The 11,364-nt window shown below is 40.7% G+C and carries 8 protein-coding genes; 5 read left to right on the top strand and 3 right to left on the bottom strand.

Translation table 11 applies throughout. The features are described from left to right. The 4 genes from H6F92_RS02290 to H6F92_RS02275 form a co-directional block, all read left to right on the top strand. Positions 1–277: RpnC/YadD family protein (locus tag H6F92_RS02290; RefSeq protein WP_190356641.1), on the top strand; the 277-nt coding region annotated here is incomplete at its 5' end. A gap of 71 nt (positions 278–348) precedes the next feature. Further along, the gene (alaS, locus tag H6F92_RS02285) at positions 349–2,973 is read left to right on the top strand and encodes an alanine--tRNA ligase (RefSeq protein ID WP_190356640.1); all 2,625 of its coding nucleotides are present in this window, start codon (positions 349–351) and stop codon (positions 2,971–2,973) included. A 70-nt stretch (positions 2,974–3,043) separates the two neighbouring features. Continuing rightward, positions 3,044–4,519 carry an AAA family ATPase gene (locus tag H6F92_RS02280; protein WP_190356639.1) on the top strand — a complete coding sequence of 492 codons (1,476 nt, stop codon included), beginning with the start codon at positions 3,044–3,046 and terminating at the stop codon, positions 4,517–4,519. Then, on the top strand, positions 4,512–5,273 hold the full coding sequence (locus H6F92_RS02275; protein ID WP_190356638.1) for a hypothetical protein: 762 nt from the start codon (positions 4,512–4,514) through the stop codon (positions 5,271–5,273). Before H6F92_RS02280 ends, H6F92_RS02275 begins: the two co-directional genes overlap by 8 nt. 387 nt (positions 5,274–5,660) lie before the next feature. Here the strand turns inward: H6F92_RS02275 and H6F92_RS02270 are convergent, their stop codons facing one another. The 3 genes from H6F92_RS02270 to dnaB form a co-directional block, all read right to left on the bottom strand. After that, a complete protein-coding gene (locus tag H6F92_RS02270) occupies positions 5,661–6,977 on the bottom strand; it encodes a family 10 glycosylhydrolase (protein ID WP_190356637.1) in 1,317 nt (438 codons plus the stop codon). 92 nt (positions 6,978–7,069) lie between these two features. Beyond that, positions 7,070–8,647: a glycosyltransferase family 39 protein gene (locus H6F92_RS02265; protein WP_190356636.1), complete on the bottom strand. Its 1,578-nt coding sequence runs from the start codon at positions 8,645–8,647 to the stop codon at positions 7,070–7,072. A 1-nt stretch (position 8,648) separates the two neighbouring features. Then, positions 8,649–9,980, bottom strand: a complete 1,332-nt coding sequence (gene dnaB / locus H6F92_RS02260) for a replicative DNA helicase (protein WP_079208108.1) — start codon at positions 9,978–9,980, stop codon at positions 8,649–8,651. A gap of 185 nt (positions 9,981–10,165) precedes the next feature. On the opposite strand from dnaB, the gene cobM reads away from it, so the two are divergent. Beyond that, a complete protein-coding gene (gene cobM, locus H6F92_RS02255) occupies positions 10,166–10,954 on the top strand; it encodes a precorrin-4 C(11)-methyltransferase (protein WP_190356635.1) in 789 nt (262 codons plus the stop codon). Positions 10,955–11,364: the final 410 nt, after the last annotated feature.

The raw sequence follows: 11,364 nt of genomic DNA, 5'->3' as shown, positions 1-11,364 counted from the left end.
ATTAATTAGTTGGCGGGTTAATATGGAAATAAATAACATCCTAGAAACTGAGGATAGAGAGGTGTTTATGACTTTATCTCAAACCTATCAGGAATGGAAGGAAGCAACTAAACGGGAAGGACGACAGGAAGGAAAACTAGAAGGAAAACTAGAAGGAAAACTGGAAGGAAAACTGGAATCTATTCCCCGTTTGCTTGCTTTGGGTTTAAGTGTGGAACAAATCGCTCAAGCTTTGGATTTAGACTTAGAACAGGTCCGACAAGCGGCGCGAGAGTAAAGGTGGAGAGTTAAAACGCAAAAATGCCACAATGGATAAAATAGGCATTTTCTGACTAACTGACATCTTCTATGAGTAACCACCTAAGCGGAAGCGAGATTCGCCAGCGATTTTTAGACTTTTTTGCGGCCAGAAACCATAAAATTCTCCCTAGTGCCTCTCTAGTACCAGAAGACCCCACCGTTTTGCTGACTATTGCGGGAATGCTCCCTTTTAAGCCGATTTTCTTAGGGCAAAAGACCCCAGAATTTCCCCGCGCTACCACTTCTCAAAAATGTATTCGCACCAACGATATCGAAAATGTCGGCCGGACTGCTAGACACCATACTTTTTTTGAGATGTTGGGCAATTTTAGCTTTGGTGATTATTTTAAAGAACAAGCGATCGCTTGGGCCTGGGAATTGTCCACAGAAGTTTTTAACCTTCCCCCCGAAAGATTAGTCGTTAGTGTCTTTAGGGAGGATGAGGAAGCTTTCGCTATCTGGCGCGATAAAATCGGTATTCCTGCCCATCGTATCCAAAAAATGGGCGAAGAGGATAACTTTTGGGTATCGGGTCCCACGGGTCCCTGTGGTCCCTGTTCGGAAATTTACTACGATTTTCACCCCGAATTAGGGGATAAAACCATCGATTTAGAGGATGATAGCCGTTTTATCGAGTTTTATAACCTCGTCTTCATGCAGTATAACCGCGACGCGGACGGCAATCTGACACCCCTAGCGAATAAAAATATCGATACGGGGATGGGTTTGGAACGGATGGCGCAAATCCTGCAAAAAGTCGCCAATAACTACGAAACTGACCTAATTTTCCCGATTGTCGCCGAAGCGGCCCGGTTAGCAGCGATAGACTACCAGAAAGCGGACGAAAAAACGAAAGTTTCCCTAAAAGTCATCGGCGATCATGTGCGTTCGGTAGTACACATGATAGCGGATGGTATCTCAGCATCGAATACTGACAGAGGTTACGTCCTGCGTCGTCTGATTCGGAGAGTAGTACGACACGGGCGTTTAATCGGTATTGAAGGTCAATTTATCACCAAAGTGGCGGAAGTTGCGATCGCTCTTTCCGAGTCCGTCTATGGCAATGTTCGGGAACGAGAAACGGTGATCAAGGCAGAATTAGAGCGAGAGGAAGCGAGATTTTTAGAAACCCTAGAAAGAGGCGAGAAACTGCTCGAATCGATTCTAGAAAAAGAAAAAAGCCAGATTTCGGGAGTCGATGCCTTTACCCTTTATGATACCTATGGCTTCCCCCTCGAACTCACTCAAGAAATCGCCGAGGAGCAGGGTTTAAGCGTCGATACGGCGGGCTTTGAGCAGGAAATGAAAAAACAGCAGCAAAGATCAAAAGCCGCCCACGAAACCATAGATTTGACGGTACAGGGCAGTTTAGATAAGCTGGCGGAACATATTCACCCGACGGAATTTCTCGGTTATACGGATTTACAAGCAACCGCAACAGTAACGGCGGTTTTAGTCGCTGGTAAAACGGTGGAATCGGCCGCATCAGGCACTGAGGTGCAGGTAGTTCTCGATAAAACCCCTTTTTATGCCGAATCGGGTGGACAAATCGGTGATAAGGGTTATTTAACCGGCGATAATCTGCTTATCCGCATTGAGGATGTGCAGAAAGAATCGGGGATTTTTATCCATTTTGGTCGGATTGAGCGGGGAATTGTCACCACCGGCGATACAATTAATGCTCAGATCGATCGCTCCTGTCGTCGTCGCGCTCAAGCTAATCATACCGCGACCCATCTGCTACAATCGGCCCTGAAAAAGCTTGTCGATGGGGGGATTTCCCAAGCAGGTTCCCTCGTCAGTTTTGAGCGCCTCCGTTTTGATTTTAACTGTCCTCGTCCCCTGACTAGCTCTGAATTGCAACAGGTGGAAGAACAGATTAACACTTGGATTGCCGAAGCGCATGACACCGAGATAGCGGTGATGGGATTGGAAGAAGCGAAGCAAAAGGGAGCTATTGCCATGTTTGGCGAGAAATACGGCTCAGAAGTGCGAGTTATCGATATTCCTAGCGTTTCTATGGAATTATGCGGGGGAACTCACGTTAAAAATACCGCCGAGATCGGTTTATTTAAAATCATCTCCGAGACGGGAATCGCTGCGGGAATTCGTCGCATCGAAGCGGTGGCCGGCCCTGCCGTGTTAGCATACCTGAATGAACGGGATCAGGTGGTGCGGGATCTGTGCGATCGCTTTAAGGTCAAACCTCTGGAAATTCCCGATCGCATTACGGCCCTACAATCGGAGTTAAAGGGGACACAAAAGCAGTTAGAAGCGGTTAAACAGGAGTTAGCACTAAATAAATCGGATGCTTTGCTATCTCAAGCCGAATCTATCGGCGAATTTCAGCTATTAGTCGCTTCTTTGGGCGATATTGATGCTAATGCTTTGATGGCTGCGGCCGAAAGACTACAGCAAAAATTAGGGGAAGGGGCAGTGATTTTGGCCTCGACTCCCGCAGCTGATAAAGTGAGTTTAGTGGCCGCTTTTAGTCCCCGGGTGATTAAAGATAAGGGTTTACAAGCGGGTAAATTTATCGGTGCGATCGCTAAAATCTGCGCCGGTGGTGGTGGTGGTCGTCCCAATTTAGCTCAAGCTGGGGGACGGGATGCTAGTAAGTTAAGCGAAGCTTTAGCTAAGGCCAAAAGTCAGTTAACTAGCAGTTTACAATAGTTTTAAGGGTGGGCATTTTGTCCACCTTTAAAAAATTAGTTATTCTCTCGGTGTGATTGGTAAAAATAATATGGAACTACTGATCAAGAATTTGGGATCAATTAGAAATAATAATCAAGCTATAGATTTAACCAAGAAGTTTTATACTTTTATTGGTTACAATAATAGTGGCAAAACCCTAGTTTCTCAGCTTTTATGGACAATTTTTAATAATGACAATATTAGAAAGTTTTCCGAAAATACCCAAATTGATTCTTTAGTAATTGACTCGGAAAAACCTATTAAAAAAATTACGATCAATCAAGAATTAATCGATGAGATTCTCAATAAATTTAGCCAGTTTATTGAAAAAGAAGTTGTTAATACTTATAATCTTGATGCCAGTATTAAAGAAACGATTATTGGTTCCAATAAATTAGTTTTTCAAGCAAATATCAAAGAATTTAAAGAGACGAAATTTAAAACAACTTTTTTGGTTCGTGTTGCAGGAAATAATGATCTGGAGTATTTACAGATTAGCAAGCGCAAAGGTAGCCTAACAATAAATATAAAAGAGAATAATATCCCTGAGAAAGTATTTGATCAAATACCCAGAGACTTGTTTGAGAGAGCTAAACCATACAAGGAATCAGTAATTATTCCGTCAATAATAAGAGTGCTTTTGTCTCCGATACAAGATACTTTTTTTATCCCCGCTAGTCGTAGCTTTTTTCCTGTTTTCTACCAGTACATTTATGAGATAGAGAGAAATAAAAGAAGTGAGTATAATCGTCGATTGCAAGAATTAATAGAAAATATTGATGATGATGTTGATACTAATCGGGATATATTCAAACGTCTTCAAGAACAATTACCCAAAAGGTCTTATACAGAACCAATGAATAAAGTGATTGAGTCGCTTTATTCTCTCAATACCAAGAAAAAAATTAATTCAGTTTATAATTCTCTGATTGAAAAGATGACCGGATTAATGGGAGGAGAAATCACGATTTCTAGTCTAGAATCGATCGCACCTATTCAATTTTCTTTTAAATTCGATGAAAGCAAAGATTTACCCATGTATCTAGCTTCATCTTCAGTCAATCAGTTGACTATCTTGTATCTTTATCTCAAATATTGGGCAAAGGAAAAAAACAATTTTTTGATGATAGATGAACCAGAAGTTAATTTGCATCCCGAAAATCAAATTCGCTTAATGGATATTTTAGTTCAATTTGTCACCGAGCATAATAATCGGGTTTTGATCACCACCCATAGCCCGATTTTAACCGATATTCTCAACAATTATGTTTATCTTCATACCTTAAAAAGTTATGATGTTGATGTCACAAAAATTATTGAAGATAATCAATTAAAAAATTTAAATCCAGAAATTTCAATTGCTAAAGAAGACTTAGGGGTTTACTTTTTCACGGGTGATAAAATTATTGATTATGGAACCAGTGAATATGGTGTTTATTTTCGTAACTTTAAAGAAGTTATCAACTCTGTGCAGAAATCTGGAGAAATTTTAACCAATCATATCTATTTAGCAGAGAATGAGTAAGTCTAACTCAAAAAAAGAAATATTTTCCCTTAGACAAGAGTTTCATCAAGCTTTAGAAAAATCGGGTTTTATTGAAGAAATCTCCCCTAGTCAGGATGCGTATATTGAAATTCTAGAAACAAAAAAGAGCGATTTAAAGAAAGTAGTTATTAATCACTTACAGTTATCGTCTAAAAATGACAAAAATATATCTACAGAAGTAGATAAAATCTGGGTTATCAATTTAGAAAAAGAGTTACCCGGTATCTCTGCTTCCGGCAAAACCCCTGAAAAAGCTATATTAGTTTTACAGAGAAAAGTCGATGATGCTGGTAAAATTCTCAATTATCATCTGCAAATTTGTTTAGTTGAACTCAAAGCATCCCTACAGGCAAAAAAAGACAAAGAAAGCACATTAAAGCAGCTTGCTGGTAAATTTCAAAGCGGGATGAATAGAATCTATATGCTTCTGACTCTCAATAATTATGCTAATCCCCAGAAAAACTATCAAGATACAGAAATATTTGTGCATTTCAGAGGAATTATTTTTTATAATCGCAACGAAATTAAAGATAGTGATATTGCCAAAGAAAATCAGCGAGACTATAATTCGAGCGAGAGTACCTTGTATAAAATTCTCTCTCAATCTACAGAATCAGATTTATTAACCCTAGAAACCCTATTAGAAGAACGAGATAAAATCGTCGTTAGGTTTATCAAAAATCCCAATCAAAATCAAAATTATATCACCATAGGACTGAAAGATTTACTCTGAATAAATGCTGCTTCTCTGCAATATTGACAAGCTTTTTAGCTGGCAGCCTTTCACTGTTTACTGTTTACTGGACGGCTACGCCGTGCCTTTGGCAACACTGAAAAAAACCGCCACTCTCCTATACCTTTTAAACAGGATTTAGGGTTTGCTGAAAAAGTTTTTCCTGGGGGCAGGGTGTAGGGTGTGGGGTGTGGGGTGTAGGGTTTTACCGATTTTGAGGGGGTCAATTACCTAATTTTCAGGAAAAAAGTCCTGGAATTTTCCCCCCAATCACTCCCCTATCCATTACTTTTTGATGGCCAAAAGGTCTAAAAGTTTTACCCAACAAGGTTTTTAGATTTATTCAGCAAACCCTATTTAGATAATTTTGATGGGCAAAAATTGCTATTAACTACCCGGAGGGGGAATTACAGGAATTTCGATCCCGTCCGGCGCTAAGGGGGGAGGTGTGGGAGTTAATCTTGGCTGGTCAGCAGGTTCAGGTGTACTAACTAAGGGAATATTTTCCACCACGGGAAGACGGGGAGTGATGGGTTGGGAAAACATCGCTTGAATTGCCGCTTTTCTGGTTTCTGGAGGTTCCAAAGCTTGCTGCCAGAGACTTTCATAAAAGAAGAAAATCACCCCTAAACCCCGTTGACGAGCAGCCAATACCTTTTCTTCAATAAAGGGTAGGGCAATCGGTCGATTGCGTAAACCGGTCAAAACTCCCACACCGGTGGGGATAGTTTGCTGGGTTTCCTGAATTTCGGGACGCTCTATTTGCTTGAGAAAACTGGGCAGATCGGGACGATAAACCTGTACAATTAACTCGTCGACTAATCCTTGCCGCACCCAACCGAGCCAATCCTGTAAATGACCATTATAGGCGAATTCGTAGGGATTAGGGGCGATCGAAAGCAGTATATTCGGTTTAATTGCCTCAATTGATTCTTTGAGATTAGCCAGAAAAGCAGTGATTTTATCGGCCCGCCATTTTGTCCATTCCGGATCCCGGGGGTTAGCTGGGGGCGTTTTTTCGGTTTCCTGTTGATAAAGGGCGATAGTATAGGGATCATAGCCGAATTCGTTGGGTAAACTCAGATGATCGTCGAATTGGATGCCGTTAATATCGTATTGTCCCACTACTTCCAAGACTAACTCCCGCAGAAAATTCTGCACCTCGGGACGGAAGGGATTCAACCACACCACCTCACCGGCTGCTCCCACCCAAGTGGTCCCTCCGTCCCGTTTTTGGGTTAACCAGTCCTGATGTTTTAAAGCTAATTCTGAGGTGGGAGGAGCCATAAATCCAAATTCAAACCAAGGAATGACCAGTAATCCCCTTCCACGGGTTTGTTCCACCATTTCTGCCAAGATATCTTGTCCCTGCGCTCCCGTAGGCACAAAAGGCTGTATTCCTTCCCGTTGGGCGATCGCACTGGGATAGAGAGCATAACCGGAATTCCAGACCACGGGATAGATAGCATTAAAATTAAGATTAACTAATTGCTCGATCGCCTGTTGTCGTTTATCCCTGTCCATCAGCATCGCAGTATCGTTGGTGGTAATCCAAACACCGCGGATATCAGGATCTCGACTTTGAGAGAAAGCGGCAGAAAAATAGCCTAAGAATAGGACTATGAGAAAAGATGCTAAGAATAGTAGTATAGGGAGCTTTTTAAGAATTTGCCGCCAAGCACTGGCCGGAATTAGAAAAGTCATTTCTTTAAGGTGAAGATTAACGGTTTTAACTGGTTATAATACCAGCTTTGCTCAACTCTTTCAGGCTAGATTGACCCAAAATATATATTTACCTATTTCTTCCCTCGCCACAATTGACCATAGGGATAGAAATAATCAAGACGAATATCGAATTGATCTAGGGACAGTAATAACCGATTGGAAGGACGAAAAAGAAATAAGTTGGTCTGGGGAATTTCTAGGACTTCTTTTAACTTATCGGTATCAGGGTTAGTGGTAGTCAGAAAGTATTGTACATCAGAATTAAGACGATAATTAAGGGAAAGCAAATCACCTAAGTTAGTCCAGTCATTACCTTCGTCGCTGATAATAATGGCATTGGGTACAGCATTAATTTTTCTGGCAACTTCGCCATTCCAATAACTAGGAACTTTTGCCCAACTGGTTTCCGAAAGAGCATTATTAAAGTTCGATATCATACTAGCAGTTAACAAAAAAGTCAAGATAATTTTACCTAAAATTCTACCTTGATTAAGCAATTGTGACAAGAAAAAAGCCACAGTTATATAGATAGTGGGAAAGGATGCAATTAGATAACGGGTGACAGTTGATCTAGTGGTGGTCAAAATTAGATCGGGAATGACTAAAGCTAGGAAAGGTACTAGGGTTGAGGTAATCAGAAAAGTAAAAGCTATCGGGTTATTGTAGCGATAAACTCGATAAAAAGCATAGATAATTAAGATTAAAAAAATCAGTCTATATATATAGGTGAAGATGTTATTAAAACCAAAATCGCTATCGCTAAATAGAGAAGTAAAAGTTAAGAGCCATAATTTACCGAACAATCCCCAATCGAGATAGTTAACGGCAGCCCAACTGGTGGAGTTAAAGGCTCTTTGAGAGTTAGTTAAAAAAACCTGTAACCAGGGTATATATAAAATTATCATTGTTAACCCAGATAACAGGAAAAATATCAAGTTATTTTTTCGCTCTGGTTTCATAAAAAGATACCAAAGTATAAAGGCTGCTTGAGCAAATAAGTTGATAATAAAAAAGAGATGGGTGTAGAGTCCGAGAGTATTAGAGATGGTGTATAAAGACCAATTAACAATAGTTCTTTTCTTGAGGCATTTTAACAGCAGTAATTGACTGATTATCGTTAACAAAACCAAAAGACTATACTGACGGGACATTTGAGCAAATATTATATCAACTGGAGAGAGTGCTAATAAAATTACTGCTAAAATTGCCGTTAACTTTGCTGCAAATAATTCTAGGGATAGATAGTAAATAAATGGCAGAGAGAGAAGACTAAAAACAATCGCTAAACTGCGGGAATAAACGGTAGAAAAACCGAATATTTTTTGCCAATAGCGAGAGATAATAAAGTATAAAGGTGGGTGCTGAGGGTCTTCTTTAGCGAGAGATTGAATCGTATCAAAAACATGACTTTCGGGTTTAATTTGTTGAAATTTTCCTAATTCTGTGGTAGATAAAAGACGGTTTTGAAAGATAGTATCAGCGATTTCCTTTGCTTGATAACCAGTGGTTCTAATGGTGGTGTAGGATTCATCATGCCAATAGATTTTTTTATCGATATTCGCAAAACGAAAAACCACACTGAGAGTTAGGATAATTGCCAAAAGTATTAAGAGCCAATTGGGAGTTTTATAATTAATAGTTGCTTTCATTTTAATAATTAGAGCGACTTTGTTTAAGATTAAGAAACTTGGTAAATTCTGGTTGAAAAAGTAGCTTAATTGTGCCGGTGGGACCATTACGATGCTTAGTAATAATTACTTCAGCCACACCTCGATCGGGACTATCGGGGTTATAATATTCATCTCGGTATAACATCATAATTAAATCCGCATCCTGTTCGATCGATCCCGACTCGCGTAAATCGGACATCATCGGTCTTTTATTATTGCGAGATTCCACAGCGCGACTTAACTGAGAAAGAGCAATTACCGGAGCGTGAATTTCTCTCGCTAAACCCTTAAGACTGCGGGTAATTTTAGAAAGTTCCTGAACACGATTATCACCTCCCCCTTCCATTAATTGCAGATAATCGATTAAAACTAATCCCATTTGCCCCTTTTTTTCCGCCTGTAAACGCCGCACTTGGGAACGCATTTGAATCACACTTAAATTGGCACTATCATCGATATATATGGGCAAATTTAATAACTTTTCTAGTCCCCCAAGAACCTTCTCTAAATCATTTTGTCCCAAACGGCCCGAGCGAATCCGATTACTTTCGATTTTAGCCTCATTCGATAACAAACGTTGGGCTAATTGTTCCTTAGACATCTCCAAACTAAAGACCGCCACAGGTAAATTCTGTTGAGCGATATTATAGGCAATATTAAGAGCAAAAGAAGTTTTTCCCATGGAAGGCCTACCCGCGATAATAACTAAATCCGAGGGTTGTAAACCACTGGTCATCGCATCGAGATCATAAAATTGAGTTTCGATACCGGGTAGAGTGGTGGTCTCCTGCATTTTCTCAATTTCGTTAAAAGTTTCGATTAAAGTATCCCCCAGAAAAATTAAACCCTCCTGGGGTCGTTTTTGGGTGAGACGAAAAATCTTTTGTTCCGATTCATCGAAAACATTTTCTAATTCTAGCGTCGTATCTCTGGCTAACTCGATAATTTCTCCCCCGGTGGAAATTAACTGACGACGCATATATTTATCCATCACTAATTCCGCATAGCGATCGATGTTAGCAGCCGAGACAGTGCGCTCAATTAATTGTAACAATCGCGGCATTCCCCCGATTTCTTCCAGCAGATAGTTATCCTGTAACCAACTGCTAACCGTCATTAAATCCGTCGGTTTTCCCTTCCCTTGTAAAGCAAGCGCCGCACGATAAATATCTTGATGGGTTTTCACATAGAAAGCTTCTGGAATTAAAAAATCACTGATTCTACCTAACGCTTTTGGATCTAGTAAAATACCACCTAAGATAGATTCTTCCGCTTCAATATTTTGGGGGGGGAGGGATTGATCGCTAATCATTGTCAATGCTGACTGTGCTTTATCATTAATTATAGTCATTGACCCTAATTAAATACAAATGTTCAGGTTAATGATCGGGGTTGGGTTTTGGGGTTTTAGGGTTTTGGGGTTTTAGTTGAAATTTCCCCACTTCCCCACTTCCCCACTTCCCCACTTCCCCACACCCCTTGTAAACAGGATTTAGTATGACTTTAATGGACTCCTCTGCGCTCTCCCCGGCCGTTTACTTTATTGGTGCAGGACCCGGAGATCCGGAATTATTGACAGTAAAAGCCTATAAAATTCTCCAAAAAGCCGATGTCATCCTCTTTGCTGATTCCCTCGTCCCCAAACAGATTCTTGAGGACACTCCTAAAGATGCCGAGTTAATTCCCACCAGTAGCATCACCCTAGAGGAAATTATCCCTTTAATGATCGATCGCGTGCGTCGGGGTTTAGCGGTGGTGCGACTGCAATCGGGGGATTTAAGTCTCTATAGTGCCATCCAAGAACAAATTGAGCTTTTGACAGCAGCAGATATCCCCTTTCAGCTAATCCCCGGAATTAGTGCCTTCCAAGGATTAGCGGCCAAATTGGCCCTAGAATTAACGATTCCGGAATTAGTCCAGACAATTATTCTAACCCGGGTGGAAGGAAAAGCCTCTCCCATGCCAGAAAGTGAGGAATTAGCCTCTTTAGCCGCTCATAAAGCCAGTTTATGCCTATATTTAGCCGCCCGTCACGTTGACAAAGCCCAGGAAAAACTCCTACAATACTACCAACCAGAGCAACAGGTGGCCGTTTGTTTCCGTCTCGGTTGGCCCGACGAAAAAATCTGGGTTGTCCCCCTGTCAGAGATGGCAAAATTAACCCATCGAGAAAATTTAACTAGAACTACCCTTTATCTCATTAGTCCCGCTTTAAACCAGATTACAGGAACTCGATCGCAACTTTATCACCCGCAACATTCCCATCTTTTCCGTCCTCATCCTTAAGTATTTTCTGGGGAATCTATCGAAAGAAATACCCGGTTTCTACCTCAAGTTAGATTTAAAGAGCGGCGATTTTGTTTAGGATTACTTCAGGAGGTAGGACAATTTTAAAAACGTTTAAAATTAGTCTAACAATCCATGCACAGCTGCCCGATTTGTTCGGGAATTACCCTTCGTCACCTTGTAGCTAGTCGTGCCTACTGGTATTGTCCTCACTGTCGTCAGGAGGTTCCTAACTTCCTTGATTGCTCCAGTCCTGCCAAGCTAGAGCCGGTTAGAGAGAGGAAAACAGTCTAGATTTTGGCTCTTCGGGACTTGTTATGCCAATAATTAATCAAAAACAAAAAGTGGATAAAATTGTGTCAGCCTAAAAGTAGCTAGAATCCATGCGAGAAAAGACTTAGGGTGCAATC

Source organism: Microcystis wesenbergii FACHB-1317 (assembly GCF_014696875.1).
Lineage (GTDB): Bacteria > Cyanobacteriota > Cyanobacteriia > Cyanobacteriales > Microcystaceae > Microcystis > Microcystis wesenbergii_A.
This window is presented reverse-complemented; position numbering and strand designations above follow the sequence as displayed.